Annotated in this window: 18 protein-coding genes and 1 pseudogene; 17 read left to right on the plus strand and 2 right to left on the minus strand. The window is 39.7% G+C overall.

Features of this window, described 5'->3' with window-relative positions:
- Positions 1–3 precede the first annotated feature (3 nt).
- Positions 4–1,749 carry a CocE/NonD family hydrolase gene (locus tag AOC35_RS03545; RefSeq protein WP_245898409.1) on the plus strand — a complete coding sequence of 582 codons (1,746 nt, stop codon included), beginning with the start codon at positions 4–6 and terminating at the stop codon, positions 1,747–1,749.
- Here the strand turns inward: AOC35_RS03545 and AOC35_RS03550 are convergent.
- Positions 1,736–2,656, minus strand: coding sequence for an NAD(P)H-hydrate dehydratase (locus tag AOC35_RS03550; RefSeq protein ID WP_108645804.1), 921 nt, complete (start codon positions 2,654–2,656; stop codon positions 1,736–1,738). The two genes, AOC35_RS03545 and AOC35_RS03550, sit on opposite strands and share 14 nt — an antisense overlap.
- Before the next feature lie 160 nt (positions 2,657–2,816).
- Between AOC35_RS03550 and AOC35_RS15715 the strand changes: the two are divergent.
- The 4 genes and pseudogenes from AOC35_RS15715 to AOC35_RS03570 all read left to right on the plus strand — a co-directional run.
- Positions 2,817–3,809, plus strand: a pseudogene (locus AOC35_RS15715) (acyltransferase family protein); the annotation flags it as partial.
- Between the two features lie 177 nt (positions 3,810–3,986).
- Positions 3,987–4,718, plus strand: coding sequence for an SGNH hydrolase domain-containing protein (locus tag AOC35_RS15720; protein ID WP_245898549.1), 732 nt, complete (start codon positions 3,987–3,989; stop codon positions 4,716–4,718).
- A 136-nt stretch (positions 4,719–4,854) separates the two neighbouring features.
- Positions 4,855–5,847 carry a Bug family tripartite tricarboxylate transporter substrate binding protein gene (locus AOC35_RS03565; protein ID WP_108645807.1) on the plus strand — a complete coding sequence of 331 codons (993 nt, stop codon included), beginning with the start codon at positions 4,855–4,857 and terminating at the stop codon, positions 5,845–5,847.
- A gap of 17 nt (positions 5,848–5,864) precedes the next feature.
- Entirely contained in the window at positions 5,865–7,499 is a 1,635-nt protein-coding gene (locus AOC35_RS03570) for a gamma-glutamyltransferase family protein (RefSeq protein WP_108645808.1), read from the plus strand.
- On the opposite strand, the gene AOC35_RS03575 is transcribed toward AOC35_RS03570, so the two are convergent.
- On the minus strand, positions 7,482–8,474 hold the full coding sequence (locus tag AOC35_RS03575; protein ID WP_108645809.1) for an NAD(P)/FAD-dependent oxidoreductase: 993 nt from the start codon (positions 8,472–8,474) through the stop codon (positions 7,482–7,484). The two genes, AOC35_RS03570 and AOC35_RS03575, sit on opposite strands and share 18 nt — an antisense overlap.
- A 156-nt stretch (positions 8,475–8,630) precedes the next feature.
- Here AOC35_RS03575 and AOC35_RS03580 point away from each other — a divergent pair, with 156 nt between their 5' ends.
- The 12 genes from AOC35_RS03580 (at position 8,631) to phaZ (ending at position 20,287) form a co-directional block, all read left to right on the plus strand.
- Positions 8,631–9,614: a Bug family tripartite tricarboxylate transporter substrate binding protein gene (locus AOC35_RS03580; RefSeq protein ID WP_108645810.1), complete on the plus strand. Its 984-nt coding sequence runs from the start codon at positions 8,631–8,633 to the stop codon at positions 9,612–9,614.
- A gap of 1 nt (position 9,615) precedes the next feature.
- Positions 9,616–10,878 (plus strand): 3-isopropylmalate dehydratase large subunit, encoded by a 1,263-nt coding sequence (locus AOC35_RS03585; RefSeq protein WP_108645811.1) that lies wholly within the window; start codon positions 9,616–9,618, stop codon positions 10,876–10,878.
- Positions 10,879–10,880: 2 nt separating this feature from the next.
- Positions 10,881–11,429, plus strand: a complete 549-nt coding sequence (locus AOC35_RS03590) for a 3-isopropylmalate dehydratase small subunit (RefSeq protein WP_108645812.1) — start codon at positions 10,881–10,883, stop codon at positions 11,427–11,429.
- Entirely contained in the window at positions 11,430–12,167 is a 738-nt protein-coding gene (locus AOC35_RS03595) for an RraA family protein (protein WP_108645813.1), read from the plus strand.
- 155 nt (positions 12,168–12,322) lie between these two features.
- Positions 12,323–13,936 (plus strand): ABC transporter substrate-binding protein, encoded by a 1,614-nt coding sequence (locus tag AOC35_RS03600; RefSeq protein ID WP_245898410.1) that lies wholly within the window; start codon positions 12,323–12,325, stop codon positions 13,934–13,936.
- A gap of 3 nt (positions 13,937–13,939) precedes the next feature.
- On the plus strand, positions 13,940–14,890 hold the full coding sequence (locus tag AOC35_RS03605; protein ID WP_108645814.1) for an ABC transporter permease: 951 nt from the start codon (positions 13,940–13,942) through the stop codon (positions 14,888–14,890).
- A 2-nt stretch (positions 14,891–14,892) separates the two neighbouring features.
- The gene (locus tag AOC35_RS03610; RefSeq protein WP_108645815.1) at positions 14,893–15,765 is read left to right on the plus strand and encodes an ABC transporter permease; all 873 of its coding nucleotides are present in this window, start codon (positions 14,893–14,895) and stop codon (positions 15,763–15,765) included.
- A complete protein-coding gene (locus tag AOC35_RS03615) occupies positions 15,762–16,799 on the plus strand; it encodes an ABC transporter ATP-binding protein (RefSeq protein ID WP_245898411.1) in 1,038 nt (345 codons plus the stop codon). The genes AOC35_RS03610 and AOC35_RS03615 overlap by 4 nt, the downstream gene beginning before the upstream one ends.
- 5 nt (positions 16,800–16,804) lie before the next feature.
- The gene (locus AOC35_RS03620) at positions 16,805–17,779 is read left to right on the plus strand and encodes an ABC transporter ATP-binding protein (protein ID WP_108645816.1); all 975 of its coding nucleotides are present in this window, start codon (positions 16,805–16,807) and stop codon (positions 17,777–17,779) included.
- A 171-nt stretch (positions 17,780–17,950) separates the two neighbouring features.
- The gene (locus tag AOC35_RS03625; RefSeq protein WP_108645817.1) at positions 17,951–18,619 is read left to right on the plus strand and encodes a glutathione S-transferase family protein; all 669 of its coding nucleotides are present in this window, start codon (positions 17,951–17,953) and stop codon (positions 18,617–18,619) included.
- Between the two features lie 2 nt (positions 18,620–18,621).
- Positions 18,622–19,053 carry a cupin domain-containing protein gene (locus AOC35_RS03630; RefSeq protein ID WP_108645818.1) on the plus strand — a complete coding sequence of 144 codons (432 nt, stop codon included), beginning with the start codon at positions 18,622–18,624 and terminating at the stop codon, positions 19,051–19,053.
- A 16-nt stretch (positions 19,054–19,069) separates the two neighbouring features.
- A complete protein-coding gene (phaZ, locus tag AOC35_RS03635) occupies positions 19,070–20,287 on the plus strand; it encodes a polyhydroxyalkanoate depolymerase (protein WP_108645819.1) in 1,218 nt (405 codons plus the stop codon).
- The last annotated feature ends 126 nt before the right edge of the window (positions 20,288–20,413 follow it).

Consider the following 20,413-nt stretch of genomic DNA (forward strand, 5'->3'; position numbering starts at 1 on the left):
TGCATGGATGCTTACAAATCTGAAGTACGTGATGGAATGATTGTCGAGTGGGACGTTCCAATTCAGATGGATGATGGATTAGTTCTGAGGGCGGATATTTTTAGACCTACTAAAAAAGGTAAATATCCTGCAATCTTGACTTATGGCCCTTACGGAAAAGGCTTATCTTTCCAAGAGGGTTACAGAACGGCTTGGGAATCAATGGAAAAAAACAATCCAGACGTGCTAGCAGGCTCTTCTAATTTATACCAAAACTGGGAAACAGTCGATCCTGAAAAATGGGTATCTGATGGATACATTTGTATTCGAATTGACTCTAGAGGTGCTGGACGTTCCCCAGGCTTCATGGATCACAATAATGCCCGTGAAACAAAAGATATTCATTTATGTATTGATTGGGTTGCAAAACAAGCATGGTCAAACACTAATGTGGGTATGAACGGTATTTCTTATTTTGCTAGTAATCAATGGCGTGCTGCTGCATCAAAGCCTAAAAATTTAAAAGCGATTTGCGTGTGGGAAGGCTGGAATGATGCTTACCGTGAATCCCATCGTCATGGTGGAATTGCCTGTACCTTCAGAAAAAACTGGATGGAGATTCAAGTTAAAACTGTTCAACACGGAGTGGGTGACAACGGTAAACGGAGTCGTGTCACAGGTGAAACAGTTTGTGGCCCAGTTACATTATCTGCTGAAGAATTAGCTAAGAACGTTGAAAATATTTGGCAACGGGTACTTGATCAAGAGTTAAATTGTGATTGGTATCAAGAAAGAACCGCAGATCTCTCTAAAGTAACTGTCCCACTTTTATCTGCAGGTAACTGGGGCGGTCAAGGACTCCATGGTCGTGGCAATATTGAAGGCTTTGTGAGAAGCGCATCTAAAAATAAATGGATGGAAATACATGGAGATTCCCATTGGGCTCCTTTTTATACTGATTATGGACGTTTGTTGCAGAAAAAATTCTTTGATCATTTCTTAAAAGGTAAAAAGAATGGTTGGGAAAAGACAGCCCCAATCACACTTCAAGTTAGAAGTCCCGGTGAGAAATTTGTTAAACGTGCTGAGTATGAATGGCCTTTAGCTAGAACTGTTTGGACACGCCTCCATTTAGATACGGCTTCAATGAGTTTTAAACAAGACCCGATTAAAGAAAAACAATCGGTTACTTACGATACAACTGGCGCTGGCGTGACCTTTTCATTCCCACCGCAACAGCAAGAAGTAGAAATTACGGGTCCTATCGCACTGAAGCTTTTTGTTTCTTCAAAAACGAATGATGCCGATATTTTCGCGGTGGTTAGAGTATTTGACCCCGAGAATAAAGAAGTTACCTTCCAAGGGGCGATGGATCCGCATACACCGATTGCTCAAGGTTGGTTACGTGCCTCGCATCGTAAGTTAGATAAGAAAAAGAGTCTGCCGTATCGTCCATGGCATCAACATGATGAAAAGCAACCTCTCGTTCCCGGTGAGATCTATCAATTAGATGTCGAAATCTGGCCAACTTGTATTGTGGTTTCAAAAGGCTATCGTATCGCTCTTACTATACTAGGTAGAGATTATGAACATGATGGCGAAGCTGGATTTTTGTCAAATACAAAAAATCCATTGCGCGGTTGCGGACCATTCTTGCATGATGATGAAACTGATCGTCCACCAGCAGTCTTTAATACTGAGGTGACATTGCATATGGGACCAAAACATCAGTCTTATTTGTTGTTGCCAGTGATTCCTAAAAAGAAGTAACTTTAGAGTTTTGCTGACTTAAACACTGATTGATGATTGCTCTCATTTGAGTAATCGTCTCTGAAGGGGTTAGACCAATCGGTCCGATCCCTTTTTTTACAAGTAGATCAGCTGCTAATGCATGCGTGTTAACAGCGATACATGTCGATTCCCATAGATTGAGGTGATGACGAACGCCTTGAGCAGCGATTGCCGCAATGCTACCCGTCAAAATATCGCCCATTCCTCCAGTAGCCATTCCCGGGTTTCCTGCACGACAAACTACAGGTTCATGATCTGGTGAAGATATAAGTGTATTTTGTCCTTTGAGTACTATGATCGACCCAGTTAATTCAACTAGCTCCCTGATAGTTTCAATCCGATCTGCTTGAATTACTGTTGTATTGGTTTTTAGAAGTCTAGCGGCTTCGCCTGGATGGGGGGTTAAGACTGATCTATTGGGATAAGCTTGATTGCGTTTTTTTAATTGTGAAAGCAACTGTCTTGAATTAGCAATTAGATTCAATGCATCGGCATCGATGACTAGAGGGATTTCAGGATAAGCGAGGACATTTTTCAAATACGATCTGGCCAAGTCAGTTTGACCAAGCCCAGGTCCAATGGCAATAGCGTCAGGTTTTAAATCTTGTAAATGGTTAGCATCAGCTAAACTTGCCTGACTAATCATGATTTCAGGGTGATTAAAATGCACGAGTGGTGACTTTTTATCTAATATCCTAAGCATTGTCCAACCAGCACCTAAATAAAGACATGCTTGACCGGCCAGAAAAAGTGCTCCTGCCATACCTGTTTGACCGCCAATCAAAATTGCTTTGCCAGCATCACCTTTATGCTCTGATGGAGAACGATGTAAACGATGAATTAGTTTAGCGATTTCAATTTGTTGCAAGGGAATGAGATTCTTCATTTTTTCCAAAGTAAATTAAAAATAAACAAGGTATTTTTTTGGTGCAAATCTTCATATTTACGCTGAAACATCTATGTACTATGGTACATCTTATGGATCAACAGAATAGCGCCATAAAATTATTGTTAACTATCAGTTAAAAAGCGATATAAACCCCATTATGAATAAAGTTAGTGAATTTTATCGTGCCGAAATCGATGGATTGAGAGCAGTGGCTGTTCTCAGTGTCATTGCTTATCACGCTTTTCCTGAATTTTTTCCTGTTGGATTTCTCGGGGTTGATATTTTCTTTGTTATTTCAGGTTTTTTAATTACTTCTTTGATTGCCAGTGGCTTAAGTAAAAGTAAATTTAATCTCCTACTTTTTTAAAGTAGACGCATCAAGCGTTTATTTCCGGCTCTTATTTTAGTCATCATTGCTTGCTTTGCATTTAGTTGGTTTGCACTCTATTCAAAAGAGTTTGCGTCGCTTGGAAATCATATTTTTGCGGCGGTTGGATTTTTCTTAAATTTTGTTTTATGGCAAGAAAGTGGCTATTTTGATACCCAGTCAATGCTCAAACCCTTACTTCATTTATGGTCGCTATCGGTAGAAATTCAATTCTATATTTTTTGGCCATTAATCCTTTTACTCACTTATCAATTCAAATTCAATGTTTTTAAAGTGACGATGATCGTATTCTGTATTTCATTGCTGCTCAATCTTCTCTTTATAGAAAAAGATGCAATTGGCGCCTTTTATCTTTCATTTAATCGCTTTTGGGAATTTCAAATAGGGGCAATGTGCGCACTGTTTATTCAACAATATTCCTCGTTTTATGAACGATTGAGTTTTAAGTATTCAAACTATTTCATTTTATTCAGTTTTACCATTTTTTTACTGATAGCTTTCATGACTCCTAGTTTTCAAACTCACTCAGTCTTGTTAGTACTTTTATGTACTTTTGCTTCCTTAAGTATTATTTTATTCAGCCAAAATTCGTTGATGGCGAAAAAAGTTTTAGGCAACCCCGTAATGGTAGGCATAGGCATCATTAGTTATCCCCTATACCTTTGGCATTGGCCTTTAATCTCCTTTGGACAAATTGTGACGAACGGGAGGCTCACCCCTTTTTATAAGTTTTTACTTCTTTTCGCTGCAGTTGTTTTAGCCTATCTTACGTATCGATTTTTAGAACGTTACGTTCGATATGGATCTAAAAAAATTACTTTGATTCTCCTGATTAGTTTGATTTTTGTTGGTAGTCAAGGTTGGAGTGTGTATACCAGAGATGGATTAAATTTTAGAGAGAAACATATCAAAGATTCTTTTGGTGGTCGTCCACCTCAAGTGGATCAGGCTTGCCTTAAACAGTTTGGACAGTATGCCCCTAAATTTTGTCGGGCGTCTGATAATGAACATCCTGTTGAAGTTCTGTTGATTGGAGATAGTATTGCTCACAATAATTATGAAGGTTTAGCAGCTAGTTATTCGTTAGAAGGAAAACCTTTTGCGATGATTGGATGGCCAGGGCAAAAGCCTTTCATTCTAGGTTCCGCCGACAAGCCAGAAAATGAATCCTCAGAATTGATGCATCAATTAATCCTAGGAATACAAAAAGATCCAAATATCAAAACGGTTATTTTGGCAATGAGGACGTCCAACATCGCTGATCCAACCCTTTTATTAATGCAACTTCAACAAACCATATTTGAATTAAGAGCTCATGGCAAAGAACTCATTTTTATTTATTCACCTCCTGAAATTAATTTTGATCCAATTGAGTGTGTTGGAATGCCCCCATTCCGACCGGTATTAAGAGAAAGCTGTTCGTTAGCAGTAAAGGATATTCCCCCACAGTTTTTTCAGTTAAGAAGCCAATTGAATGAAATGTTGAATGCGAATCAGGTACGATCTTTTGATCCTTATCCGATGATTTGTCAAAACAATCACTGCCCTGTGAAATTCGATGATGGTAATTTACTGTATCGTGAAAGAGGGTACTTAACGACATCTGGTTCTATTAAGGTTTTTAAAGACTTCCAAGACCAGATTGTTCAAGACAAGAATCCAAAAATGTAATTGAATGACGTACCTCCAAATTATTAGACTTTTGATGAAGGGATCACATTCCCACTCCTAATGCATCTTGAAACATCATGGTGCATTTTTTCATCCTCTGTTAGGATTGAACTTTAGAATCATCCTAGGAGGGTTTATGAAAACTAATCAATTTATATGTTCTGTTGGAATTGCGGTACTTGCATTATTTTCCCAGTTAACCGGTGCTCAAGGAACTGATTATCCAAATCGCTCAATCACACTAATTACACCTTTCCCAGCTGGTGGTTCAACGGATATTGTTGCTAGGATTATTGCCAAGTCGCTCTCAACTCAACTCGGGCAAAGTGTGGTGGTTGATAATCGCCCGGGAGCTGGCGGAAATATTGGCTGTGATCTAGTCGCCAAAGCAAAGTCGGACGGTTACACCATATTAATTACCTCATCCAGTACACATGCTATTGGCGCAGCCCTCGGCAAAAAAGTGCCCTTTGACTATGATGCGGACTTCACCCCCATTATTCATGCAGCGACATCGCCCCATGTATTTTTGGTAACCAAACAAATTGGCGTCAAAAATTTACCAGAGTTTATCGCTTATGCTAAGGCTCATCCTGATGGGTTAAATTACTCTTCTGCAGGTACTGGCACCATTATGCATTTAACGGGTGAGATGTTTAATGCTGACACAGGAACCCACATGATGCATATTCCTTATAAAGGATCAAGCTTGTCGATGCCTGATTTAATCTCAGGAAAAGTACAAGTCTTGTTTGATGCGCTTGTTTCAGCATTACCCAGTATTCAGGATGGCAAGTTAACTGTCTTAGCTGTCACAAGCCGCAAGAGAACACCGTTGTTACCCAATGTGCCAACACTGATGGAAATTGGTGGTGCCTATAATTTAGGGAACTTTGTCTCTGAAAATATTTGGGGATTTTATGGTCCGAAAAATTTACCACCACAAATATTAGAAAAGTTAAATATGGCATTGAACAAGACCTTAAAAGATCCTGAAGTGATTAAGCAATTGGTAAGTAATGGTGCTGAGGTTGGTGGTGGTTCTGCTACACAATTCAAAGACCAAATGCTTTCTGATCGTGCCAAGTGGGCTAAAATTATCAAAGACCAACGTATCGAAGCCGATTAAAACTTAGAAAGCCGCTTATGAATTTTCAGTGGAACGCCCATTATCCCTCTACTCGTATCCCCGTGTTTGCCAGAAATGTGGCGACAACTTCGCATCCTCTCGCCTCCCAAGCCGGCTTAAAGATGATGCAATTAGGTGGAAATGCGGTGGATGCATCGATTGCGATGGCTGCCATGTTAATGGTGGTTGAACCCGTCTCCAATGGTTTAGGTAGTGATATGTTCGCTATTATTTGGGATGGCCAGCAGTTGCATGGTTTGAATGCCTCAGGCGTTTCACCTCAGAGTTGGAATCCAAATTATTTTAAAAATAAGTATGGTGAAGAGGGGAATGGTTTAGCGAAGCGTCCTAAACGAGGCTGGGATAGTGTGACTGTTCCAGGAGCTATTGCTGGATGGATGACATTGCATGAAAAATTCGGTAGTCTTTCTTTCGAGACAATTTTGCAACCCGCTATTGAAATTGCTGAAAGAGGGCACGCTGTAGCTCCGATTGTGGCCCATAAATGGGCTGCTGCCATCCCTGAATTACTTACTGGTCCTGGATTTAAAGAGTTCTTTATGCCTAATGGCAGGGCTCCTAATGTCGGTGAAATATTTAAAGCGCCTGAAATGGCGAAGACTTTCAGACAACTATGCCGCGCAGGCTTACGTGATTTTTATGAAGGTGAAATTGCAAGTGCCATCGCAAAGCATTCTCAGACTCACGGTGGCAGTATGACGCAAGAGGATCTTGCAAAATTTCAACCCGATTGGGTAGAGTTAATTTCAAAGAATTATCGTGGTTATGATGTTCATGAGATTCCGCCTAATGGACAAGGGATTGGCGCTTTGATTGCACTGGGCATTGTTGAGAATTTTGATATGTCAGCGCTTGAGGTCGATAGTACCTTGAGTCAGCACATTCAAATTGAGGCCATGAAATTAGCTTTTGCTGATGTTTATGCTTATGTTGCTGATCCCAGAAGTATGCGTGTCAAACCCTCTGAGATGCTAGACCCCGAATATTTAAAGTCACGTGCGAAGTTAATTGATTTGAAAAAAGCGCAAACGCCCCTTGCAGGTTTACCGTCAACTGGTGGAACTGTTTATCTAACGAGTGCGGATGAGTCAGGCATGATGGTTTCTTTTATTCAAAGTAACTATATGGGCTTTGGCTCTGGTGTGGTCGTGCCTGAGTTTGGCATCAGTTTACAAAATCGTGGATTTGGTTTTTCGATGGATCCTCAATCTGAAAACGTCGTTGCTGGTGGTAAGCGTCCATTTCACACCATTATTCCAGCGTTTATTACCAAGCAGGTAAACGGTATTACCGTGCCAGAAATGAGTTTTGGTGTAATGGGTGGGGATATGCAACCCCAAGGTCATTTACAAACCGTCATCAGAATGTTGGATTATCAACAACAGCCTCAAGCGGCTTGTGATGCGCCACGATGGAAGGTGAACCGCGACTTTACGCTTGATATTGAAGCAAGCTTTAACGCTACAGTTGCAAGTGAGCTCAGTCAAATGGGTCATCAAATTAAGAGTGTTGAAGACCCCTATATGGATTTTGGTTCTGGACAATTTATTGGTCGCTTGAGTGACAACCAAGAAGATGGCTATATCGCGGCAAGTGACTCTAGAAGAGACGGTCTAGTCGCTGGGTATTAACGTCTTCTTTAACTTGTTTCCTAAGAAGTAGCCGCTGAGCCATGCGTCCTCTACTTTTGAATTGCGTAACCAATCGCCACAAAGTGCAAGTTGCATATTTTCGTCAATGGCAAAATTTTGCGTATTAGGAGTTTCTAGTTTGGCATAACGCCACAATTGAATTTGATTGAAATCGCTAGCAACACCACTGATCTTTTCAAATTCTTGAAGAAGAATTTTTTCAGCTTCCAATTTATTTAAATTAATCTGTTTTAAAGACCAATCTGGATTTGCTTGAGCTACCCATGCATGCGAGTTGACTCGACTCGGTTTTGAATTATCACGTGCAATCCACGAGAAGATATTATCTTGAACCAAGGCAGCATCAAAGTCTAGGCCTAAGGGTTCCTTAAAATAGGCTAGTAAGGTCCAACATGGGAGCATATTGGCTTGCTCGCATATTAAACTTAATGAGTCAGATTGCTGACTAATGATTTTTTTTGCTTGGATGGGCGGGATGGCAAAAACCAAATAATCAAACTCGTCAGTTAGTACCCCAGACTCTTCGGAGACGAGTTGCCATTTTTTTTGATTTTTTCTAATCTCAGTGATTGTCTGAGACAGAAATACCGACATATTCTTCGCTAAAAACTTTGCTGGTGCTGTCATCGCTGGAACGCCGACATAGCGCTTGATTTGATGTTTTTTCTCAGAGAATTGACCATCACAAAAATTAACAATTTTCGCATGCCATTCTTGCGCAACTCCATGTAAGATCCACTCTTGGAGCTCTTCGACGAATTGAGGATGGGTAGCAGTAAAGTATTGTGCTCCATGATCTGCGTGCCATTGATCAAATACACGGTGACTCATTCGTCCACCAACACCACGACTTTTATCAAATATCTGTACTTCAAAACCAGCATTGAGTAATTGTTTTGCACAAGATAGTCCGGCGATACCAGCTCCAATAATGCCTATTTTTTTGTTTGTCATGAGTTTTTAGATGAATTCAAGGAATGTTTATTATGAGACAAAACTCAAAGATTGTTTTTGTCATACCAATTCATTCAAATAGAAATTAGATTAAATGCCCTAAAAACGAGAGTAAAATTCTTTTAATAATAATGACTACCGTTTAGAGACAAAGTAATGGCTAAATTTAAGAAAGCATTAAAAATAATTTCTTTCTTTCTTTGTTTGAATGCAGGAGCTGCTTGTGCTGCAGATCAATCGTCTTATCCTAATAAACCGATTAAATTTATCGTCCCATTTGCACCTGGCGGTAATACGGATATCGCCGCTAGAATTGTTGCAACAGGACTCACTGAACAACTTGGTCAAAGTGTTATTGTCGAAAATAAAGCAGGTGCAGGTGGGGGGATTGGTACTGATTTCGTGGCGAAGTCTTCTCCTGATGGATATACCGTTTTAGTCGGTCATATTGGTGCTTTAACCATTAATCCAGCTATTTATGAAAAATTACCCTACGACACAATGAAGGATTTTGAGCCAGTTGGCTTATCCGTGGTGACACCTTTGGTATTAGTGACAGCTCCTAAAACTGGTATTAAATCTATGGATGATTTGATTCGTAGAGCAAAGGCCGATCCAGATAAAGAAACTTTTGGTACTGCCGGAAGCGGTAGTGCTGCGCATATGGCGAGTGAACTATTTAACTTAACAGCAAATATTAAAACTACTCACATCCCTTATAAGGGAGCTGGACCAGCAACGACCGCTCTGGTTTCCGGTGAAATTGATTTTAGTTTTTCAGGTCTATCACCAACCTTACCTTTTGTTAAAGCTGGTAAATTGATTGCCCTTGGTGTGACATCAAAAAAGCCTGTTCCTCAATATCCTGGAGTGAAAACTTTAGACTCAATGGGCTTAACTGATTTTGAAGTGGTGGATTGGAATGGGTTATTAGTGCCGACTGGTACGCCCCAGTATGTGATTCAAAAACTTAATTTCGAGTTAAATAAATTTTTGAATCTACCTTCGACCAAAGTGATTATGGAGCAACAAGGTTTTGAAGCAAGGCCCGGTTCACCAGAACAATTTAAAAGTTTTATCAAGACTGAAACAGATAAATGGTCAAGAAGCGCCAAACTAGCAAAAATTAAGGTCGAATAAGATGGGCGCTAATCTCAGCGAAAAAATTTTAGCAAAGGCTGCGCATCGGAATCTGGTTTCACCGGGAGATATTATTTATCCAGATCCCGAACTAGTTATTCTGCATGATGGATTTATACAAACTGCTTTTCAACAACTTGATGGTCTAGGCTATCAGAGAATAACTAACCCAGAACGGGTTATGTTTGTAACGGATCACCAAGTCATTTATACCACCCCAAAATCAATTGCTCAAGCAAGTGCGAATCGACAAATCGCAAAAAAATGGCAAGTAGGACATTTTTTTGACGCTGGTAGAGGTGGGCATGGACATATTTTTCCAATGGAAAGTGGGCTCGTAAGACCTGGAATGTTTTTATTTGCTTACGATATGCACTGTACAAATTTTGGTGCTGTGGGCGCTTTTGCCCAAAGAGCGGGCCCTGATATTACAGCAGTGCTGGCAACTGGTACCAATTGGTTGATTGTGCCACCGACTTTAAGAATTGAATTAGTGGGCGATTATTCCTCGGGTGTTCATCCTAGAGATTTAGGGTTTTGGTTAAGCTCTAAATTGACAGCTAAAGAATTTGATGTCGAATATGATTATCGGATTATTGAATTTGCAGGTGAAGCGATTCAAAGAATGCCGCTTTCCTATAAGGTAGCTCTTTGTAATACGCTGACTGAAATTGGCGTAGCAAATGTTATGTTTGAGCCAACCGATCAAATGGTAAGAGAAAATCCTGCCGCTGTTAAAAGTGATCTAGATGCGAACTACGAAAATATTCTTCAGATCGATATCGCGCAAATTGAGCCTCAAGTTTCATTACCTGGAGCACCTGATAATGCCGTGGATATCTCTCAGGTCATCGGCAGAAAAGTTGATCATGCTTATATTGGAGCCTGTGGTTCTGGAATGTTTGATGACTTTCAATTGGCTGCAAAACTTTTAAAAAATCATCAAATTGCAGAACATGTTCGGATGATTTTAGTTCCTGGTACGGTCAAAGTTGCAAAGCAATTAGCTGATTCTGGATTGTCTAATATTTTGCTAGATGCTGGGGCCATAATGCTCCCACCAGGTTGTGGTCCCTGTGCGGGTGGAGTAGGGGGACCTCTTGGGCCTGGAGAGGTTTCAATTTCTACAGCTGCAACTAATGGTGCTGGCCGAATGGGGTCGACAGAGGCAGAATGTTATTTGGCGAGCCCCTTAACCGTTGTTGCTTCAGCAATGGCTGGGTTTATTCAAGATCCCAGAGAGTTACAAAAGTTGAAAGGGTAAAGATGGAATGGCTTGTTAGAGGAAAAGCTCATGTATTAGGTGATGATGTACCCCATGATGGTGGAGTGATTGCCTTTGAGATGGTGACTGCACGTATAACGGATCCTGAAAAAATAATGCCTCAACTATTTGCTCAAATTGATCCCGAATTGATTCAAAGAATTCAACCCGGCGACATTATTGTAGGTGGGAAGAATTTTTTAGCGGGCAAGGCTCACAATACTGGCTTAATTGCCATGAAGTACCTGAATCTAACTATCTTATGTGAATCCATGGGAGTAAGGGCTTTCCAGGGAGTTGTAGCAACTGCTATTCCTTGCTTAACGCAGTGTTATGGTATCACTCAACAGGTCAATAACGGAGATGAATTAGAAGTGAATTATCTAACTGGCAAGGTTTTGAATCTTTCGCAAAATACCTCTATGTCTTTTTCTGGGATGGATCAAGGTGTCAAAAATATGATTGAGAAAGAGGGTTTAAAAGGGCTATTAATTGAGTATCTCGCACAGCATCCTGAATTAAGAACTCCCCTAACACCACAGGAGTCTTAAGTGAGTTCACAACCCAAACAATTGACTGGAAAAATTGATCCCCAGAAAATTAAATTAATCGAAACTCCACGTATTCATGAAGACATTTTGAATGCGTTTCATGCTTTGGGAGATTGTACCTGTGCAGTTTCTGACGCCTTGGATGAGTTAGGAATACCAGGAGCTATTCCTGGATCAGTTCTGAAGTGCATCATTCCTGGAAGGCACCTTGTTGGCATTGCTTTAACCTTGAAAAATATTGAACGGCAAGGAGACTTTACAGAGATTGTGAAGGGAAAAAAGAACTTAATGGCAGAAGCGGAATGCCATAATTTGGCTCAAAAAGGTGATGTTTTAGTGATTCAAGGTGTACAAACTGCCTCGAATATGGGTGGCGTCGGTGGACGCATGGGTAAGCGCCAAGGTGAACTAGGGGCAATAGTAGATGGCGTAGTGCGGGATGTGGCCGACTTTAAAGCCGTTGATTATCCTATTTGGTCTAAAGGGGTTACTCCCATAACCGGAAAGTGGCGGGTTCAATCTGAAGAGATCAACGGGCCTGTTTACATTTGTAATGTACTTGTCAATCCCGGTGATCTAGTAGTAGCTGATGAGTCAGGAGTTTGTTTTGTGCCTAGAATATATGTTGAGGAAGTATTACTTTTAGCCCAAAAAAAAGCTCGTCTTGAAGATGATTTAAGCCGAAAAATTCTTGCAGGCCATACTATTCCCGATATTGTGAATTCTATTAATAAGTAAATGGCTTGAATCTCTAACGGATCCTCCCTAATGCACCATTGCGGTGTTTTCATGTTTCATTCGAAATCATAAGCCCAGTTCTGGGGAGATGCCTTATCCTTGATAGATTAGCATTACTGATAATTAGATTTTGAAAACTCAAATGGGAAATTTCAATGAATCTAATGTCAAAAAAATCTTTGATCCTGAAATTAGTGATGGTCGGATTATGTGGCTTGTTGGTAAGCCAACAATCTTCAGCCGAAACGGTTGTTCGTTATGGTATTTCTATGGCAGACATTCCATTAACATCAGGACAACCTAATGAGGGTGCAGGTGGTTATCAATTTACTGGTCACACTATTTATGATCCATTAATTGCTTGGGAAGCTAATATTTCTAATCGTCCCGGTAAACTAATCAAGGGCCTAGCCACTGACTGGAAAGTAGACGATAAGGATAAAAAAGTTTGGCATTTTACTTTGCGTAAAGGGGTCAAATTTCATGATGGTTCTTCCTTTGATGCAGAAGCAGTATTTTGGAACTTAGAAAAAGTTCTCAATGATAAGTCAGAACAATACGATGCTAAGCAAGCTGCACAAGTAAAGCCAAGAATACCTTCCATAGCAAGTTACAAAAAAGTTGACGACTCTCATATTGATATCGTTACTAAAGTTGAAGATGCCTTGTTTCCTTATCAGCTGCCATGGTTTTTAATCTCTAGTCCTACTCAATGGTCTAAGACTAAAGATTGGAATAAATTTTCTTACGAACCCTCTGGAACGGGTCCTTTTAAACTAGATAAACTTGTTCCACGTGAGCGTGCAGAGTTGGTAAAGTTTAACGATTATTGGGATAAAACAAGACTTGCCCAAACAGATCGCGTCATTTTAATGACAATTCCGGATGCCTTAACCCGAGTTAATGCTTTGATGAACGGGCAGGTAGACATGATTGAAAGTCCACCACCGGATTCTGTTGAAAAATTAAAGTCTTCAGGTTTTAAATTGGTTCAAAACGTAACTCCTCATGTGTGGCCCTATCATTTCAGTACTCAACTCGGTTCACCTTGGTTAGATATTCGAGTTAGAAAAGCAGCGAATTTAGCTATTGATCGAAATGCAGTCGTTGCTTTAATGAATGGTTTGGCTCAACCAGCCTTTGGGCAAGTAGATAAAACTAACCCTTGGTTTGGCAAACCCAACTTCGAAATCAAATACGATTTGGCTGCGGCAAAAGCACTCATGAAGCAAGCTGGTTATTCCAAAGACCGACCTGTCAAAGCAAAAGTCATTATTGCCAAAGGTGGTACAGGGCAGATGTTATCGTTGCCAATGAATGAATTTATGCAACAAAGCTTAGCTGAAATTGGCATCAACATTGAGTTTGAGGTAGTAGAGCTAGAAAATCTTTATTTACATTGGAGAAAAGGGTCAGCAGATCCATTGAATGCTGGAAAAGGGATCACAGCGATCAACCTCGGTTATGTAACTGCTGATCCATTTTATGCATTAGTACGGTTCATGGACAGTAAATATATCGCACCTAATGGCGTGAACTGGGGCGGGTATGCTAATCCAATTATTGATGATTTAATTATGCAGATCAGGTCTACCTATGACACTAAAAAACAGGATGGTTATTTGGCTAAAGTGCATGAAGCGATGGTGAATGATGCCTTGATGGTTTGGGTGGTGCATGACACAAATCCACACATGTTATCGCCCAAAGTGAAAAACTACACACAAGCGCAGCATTGGTTTCAAGATCTCACTACAATTAAGATGTAACAGATGTTTTTATATGTTTTGAAGCGAATTTTATACTCTGTACCCATCATTCTTGGTGTATCGATTTTAACTTTCGCTCTCGTTTTTATGGCACCTGGAGATCCAATTAGTGCCATAGCTCCTGCAGATGCACCTGAAGAGGTTGTCCAGGCATTGAAAATTAGTTATGGCTTAGATCGCCCAGTTCCTGTTCAATATTTGCTGTGGTTAAAGAAGGCAGTTACTGGCGATTTAGGAGTATCAATCGCATCGGGGCGACCAGTTTTGGGCGAGATCCTGACAGCTTTTTCACATACTCTTTCGATTGCTTTAATTGCAAGTTTTTTGGGAGTTGGTTTAGGATTTTTTTTGGGTGGAGTTGCTGGTTTTTATCAAAACTCATGGCTTGATCGAATTGCCACTTTTTTATCGCTCATCGGTATTAGTGTTCCGCACTACTGGTTAGGTTTAGTGTTAACGATTGTTTTTTCAGTATGGTTGGGTTGGCTTCCATCTATGGGGGCTGGACCTGATAGCGGAGCTTTTTACTGGGACTTTGAACACATTAAATTTATGTTGTTGCCAGCAATTACGATGGCAGTCATTCCTACTGGCATTATTACCCGAAGTGTTAAATCCATCGTTGCCGAGATTTTAGCTAGAGAGTTTCTGGTTTCTCTTCGTGCCCGTGGTTTAACAGATATGACCGTATTAAAACACGTGATTAGAAATGCTTTACCCATGGTATTGGCTGTAGTTGGTCTTCAAATTGGGTATTTGATGGGTGGTTCTATCCTCATAGAAACCGTTTTTTCTTGGCCTGGTACTGGATTTTTGCTCAACATAGCGATCTTTCAACGAGATTTCCCTTTACTTCAGGGCATCGTTCTCATTCTTTGTATGTTCTTTGTGATACTAAATTTAGTCATTGATATTCTTCAATCTATTTTAGATCCACGGATTATGAGGTCCTAGTCATGAATTCAATAGGAATATCTAACGTGCCTAGAAGAAAAACTTATTGGCGAGATGTATTGACTATTTTTTTGAAAGATCGTTCAGCCTGGATTAGTGGTTTTATTCTCATAGTCATTTTTGCATCAGCGATATTTGCCCCATGGATCTGTTCATATGGACCTTATCAAGGTTCTATGAGCGCTAGACTTCTTGATATTGGTTCCCCTGGACATCTGCTGGGTACTGATGAGCTAGGCCGAGATATGTTAACTCGGTTAATTTACGGTGGACGTATGACACTTTTAATTGGGTTTACGCCGATTTTTTTAGCGTTTGTGATAGGCACTACCATTGGTTTAGTCAGCGGTTTTGTTGGTGGCAAGATCAACACTTTTGTAATGAGAACCTTAGATATCTTTTATGCTTTTCCATCTGTTCTCCTTGCCGTGGCGATTTCCGGGGCAATGGGCCCTGGAATAATGAATAGCATTATTGCTTTGACGGTTGTTTTTACACCGCAGATTGTTCGTGTTGCGGAAAGTGCAGCTACTCAAATTAGAAATATGGAATACATTGATGCTGCAAGAATGAGTGGCGCTAGTTCATTGACAATTATTCGGGTTCATCTCCTGAGTAATGTAGTTGGTCCTATTTTTGTCTACGCGACGAGTCTTATTAGTGTTTGTATGATCTTAGCTTCCGGATTATCTTTCTTAGGATTAGGAGTAAAACCCCCTGAACCCGAGTGGGGTTTAATGCTCAACACTTTAAGGCCAGCCATCTATACCAAACCGTTTTTATCTGCCTTGCCGGGGATTTGGCTTTTTATTACCTCGATTGCCTTTAATTTACTCTCAGATGCATTCCGTCAAGCGATGTCGAAAAAATCATGATGAATAATCAAGTGAATATTGTTCAAGATCCAGATTTGGGTGGGGTTAATCAACCGCTCTTGATTATTGACCAGCTTTATAAACGATTTCCAATAAAAGGTTCATTTTTTTCAAAAGAGAAAAAATATGTTCATGCATTGAATGGCGTTAGTTTTGAATTAAAAAAAGGTGAAACTCTTGGCATCGTTGGTGAGTCAGGTTGTGGTAAATCTACGCTTGCCAAGTTGATTTCTGGCTTATTAAAACATGATGCAGGAAATTTAATTTTTGATGGTCAAGGGGTTAATGAAATTCGTGGAATTTCGCTCAAAAATCTGAAAAAAAATTTACAAATGGTTTTTCAGGATTCTTATTCTTCTTTAAATCCTAGACTTACGATTGAAGAAGCAATTGCCTTCGGTCCAACAATGCACGGTATGAGTCATGAAGATGCTAGGCAATTAGCGATTCAATTACTGAGTCGAGTTGGTCTTGATGCGAATCAATTCGGTAATCGCTATCCAAGTGAACTCTCTGGTGGACAACGTCAACGAGTGAACATTGCTCGAGCTTTAGCTTTCAATCCCAAGATGCTAATTCTTGACGAGTCAGTCGCGGCATTAGATAAATCAGTCCAAGCACAAATTTTAAATTTATTGATTGAGTTAAAAAAAGAAAGTAAGCTGACTTTTTTATTTATCTCCCATGATTTACAGGTTGTCAATTACATTAGTGACCGATTGATTGTCATGTATCTGGGACAAATTGTCGAATATGGGCCTTCCGATAAAATATTTGAAAAGCCAAGGCATCCCTACACAAAAGCATTATTCTCCTCGGTACCTGAATATAAAAAAATCAATGGTGTGGAAAAAATTATTTTGTCAGGAGATCCACCTAATCCAATTCATTTACCAAGTGGTTGCAAATTTAGAACACGATGTCCGCAGGCTCAAGAAGTTTGTCTAAAGGAACCTGTCTTGCAGGCTGTTAATCCCCATCAAGATTATTGGGTTGCCTGCCACTTAGCTCATCCTGAACAAGGTAAGGAGTGATATCGATGAAAAATATACCCCTGTTAAAAGTTCATCAACTTCATTTAGATTTTCTTAAAGATCAAAAACTGACGAGAGTATTAAATGGTTTAAGTTTTGAGCTACATGAGAAGCAGTCACTCGTTTTGCTGGGAGAATCTGGCTCTGGCAAAAGCGTTACACTCAGAGCTTTATTGAGACTGTATGAGGAAAGAAGTACTGCTATTTCTGGAGAGATTCTTTTTGAAGGAAAAAACGTCCTCGAATTCAATAAAAAAGAATTGAATGACTATCGCGGTAAAGCTGTATCAATGGTTTTTCAAGAATCAGGTGCAGCTTTTGATCCGGTTTACACCATCGGATATCAAATTGTCGAAATGATTAGAGCCCATGAATCTATTTCTTATCAAGATGCCCAAAAACGTGCTCTTGATTTATTGGATATGGTTAAAATTCCTCAAGCTAAGCAGCGCTTTAAGGCATATCCACATGAACTTTCCGGAGGTATGCGCCAAAGAGCTATGATTGCTTTAGCACTTGCTTGCCACCCCAAAATTCTGTTAGCCGACGAACCCACTACGGCACTAGATGCAACAGTGCAAATGCAAATTTTATTGTTGCTAAAAGAGTTACAAAAAGAATTAAATATGGCCCTCATTTTTGTAACGCATGATATTGGTGCGGCTACAGAGTTAGCAGACCAAATTGCTGTCATGTATGCGGGCAAAATTGTTGAGAAAGCACAACTGAACACAATCTTAGCAAGTCCGTTTCATCCCTATACTGAGGGACTATTTAATTCCGTTGTTACCTTTGAATCGAAGGGTAAGTCATTGTTAGCAATCCCAGGATCTCCCCCTCATGTGGGAGAGAATATCAAGGGTTGCTCATTTGCTAAACGGTGTTCCTACTTAAATAAACAATGTGAACTCGTTGCTCCGGATTTATTGCTTATAGAGCAAACGCAAGTTGCTTGTTGGAATCCTTTGGTGCACGACTAATTTTTCTAAAATTAGCTTTAAAATAAAAATTATTTTTAACATTCCCCAAAAGTTAACTTATTGTTAGATATTCTTTCTTATTTTGCACTCATCAAGTGCTTATCTTTTTTGGGCTCAATTTTTCACTACTAGACTGTAATTGTTATATGTCTAATTAAATCGGTGGAAATTATGGCAACGAAGACAAATAAAACAACCTTAACAATTAGTAGTAAGAACTATTCTTCATGGTCACTAAGAGGTTGGTTAATGGTGAAGTTATCAGGCTTATCTTTTGAGGAAGTACAAGTTCAATCAGATAGCATAGAAAATCGTGCAGAACTTTTGTTACTATCTCCGTCCATTCTTGTCCCAAGGTTAGATCATCAAGGCTTAAAGATTTGGGATACCTTAGCAATCGGTGAGTATCTCAATGAAATATGTCCTCAGGCAAAGTTACTGCCAATTAATATGAAGCAAAGAGTTCATTGTCGATCGATTTCAGGTGAAATGCATTCTGGCTTTGCTTCTCTTCGTGCTTCATTACCGATGAACTTAAAAGTGAAATTGTCAAACTTTAAAGTATGGTCAAAAGCCCAGCAAGATATTCAACGTATTTTTAGCATTTGGGAGGAATGTCTAACCTTGTATAAGGGCCCCTTCTTATTTGGTAAAAATCCAACCATCGCAGATGCAATGTTTGCACCTGTTGTGACAAGATTCCAAACCTACAATATTCCATTGTCAGGGAAGTGTCTGCAGTACAGTAATACGATTTTAGGGATGCCGCAGATGCAGGAATGGGTGATGGGCGCCCTTCAAGAACCCGATGACATTGAAGAACTAGACGTGGAGTTTTAATCATGAATAACATTACTGCTTTTGAAAAAACAACAGATTTTTCTCATAATAAACCAGGCGATACAAAGTACCTGCCAGACGGTTTACGCGACTTTTTTTTATATCGAGATTTAGGGGTGGCTAAGGCGACACAGGGCAAAGTGATCGCTCATCTTGTCAAAGCTAATTTGCCCCCTAAGGATGGTACGGGTTGGCACTACCATGTGGCGGATTTTCAAATCGTAATTATGATGAAAGGCTGGGCCAAGTTCATGTATGAAGATAAAGTCACCTTGGTGTCTGCTGGCGATTGTGTTCACCAAGCCCCTGGCATTGTGCATTATTTATTTGATTACTCGCCTGATATGGAGTATTTAGAAATTGTAGGACCAGCAGATTTCAGCTCAATTCCAACTGAAGGCCCATGCGATGTTCCTCCAGTTACGCCGTGGTAAAAATTAGGACAACTATATGATGTATCAAACCTATCAAAATTTTGCTAATTTCGTAGACCCATTGAGATGGGCCGCCAAAGAACAAAACAACGCATTAGATCATTATTTTGATAGGTTTATTCCTAAGTCTTTACAAAATATTAAAGCCATTAATGAACAAATATCACTAATGGGGTTTACTCATAACCGTCCTGAATTTAATATTCAATTTATTTTCGATTCCGACGAAAATGAAAAAAAAATTGAAGAACATCTTGCTGTCAAGACTGCTTTTTGTAATTTATTACATTTTAAAAAAGAAGGAGTAGTCGGTGAGCCAAAAGTTTTACTTGTCACGCCGATGTCAGGGCACTTTGCAACGCTTCTAAAAGGGACTTTGAAAACTCTTTTAAAAGATCATGAGGTATACATTACTGATTGGATAAATATTAGAGAAGTACCACTGGTAGATGGGGACTTTAATTTTGATAGTTATGTTGATCACATCATTCAATTTTTAGGATTTATCGGGGAGGATACCCATTTAATGGCAGTTTGTCAGCCTACCGTAGCTGCACTCGTTGCAACTGCAATATTGTCGGAAGATCGAAGTGCGTTAACACCTGCTTCTTTGATTCTCATGGCAGGTCCGATTGATGTTCGAATGAACCCAACGAAGGTAAATCAATTAGCTATCCAAAAACCTATCACCTGGTTTAAAAATAAGTTGATTGAGAGTGTTCCTTATCAATGTTTAGGTAAAGGTCGTCGAGTCTATCCAGGTGTGACACAACTGACAGCATTTATGAATATGAATCTCAACCGTCATCAAGAAACCTTTAAAAAACTCTACAAACTTCGCGTTCAAGGTAAAAATGAAGAAGCCCAAGTAATTGCTGATTTTTATGAAGAGTATTTCGCCGTAATGGACTTATCGGAGAATTTTTATCTAGAAACCGTAGAAAAAATATTTCAAAAAACTGAATTACCTAAAGGTATCTTGGAATGCCAAGGCCGTATTGTTAATCTAAGAGCAATTAAGAAACCTTTTTTATTAACGATTGAGGGCGAGAGAGATGATATTTGTGGAATTGGTCAAACCCTAGCCGCACAAGATCTCTGTGCCTTACTACCCGCTTACCGTAAGTCACATCATCTCCAAGCAGGGGTAGGTCATTATGGTGTTTTTAATGGCAAACGTTGGGAAAAGTATATCTATCCGATTGTTCGAAACCACATCCAGTCAAGTCTCTAAAGGAAAGAACCGCAATCATTTTGTATCGGTTGCTGATTCATTAAACATTCAAAATCAGGAAACTTATTTGTTAAGTCCTTAGTAAAGGGATTGCCCTCTTGTAATATTTTTTTGAACCTTTATCAT

Source organism: Polynucleobacter rarus (genome assembly GCF_003072505.1).
Lineage (GTDB): Bacteria > Pseudomonadota > Gammaproteobacteria > Burkholderiales > Burkholderiaceae > Polynucleobacter > Polynucleobacter rarus.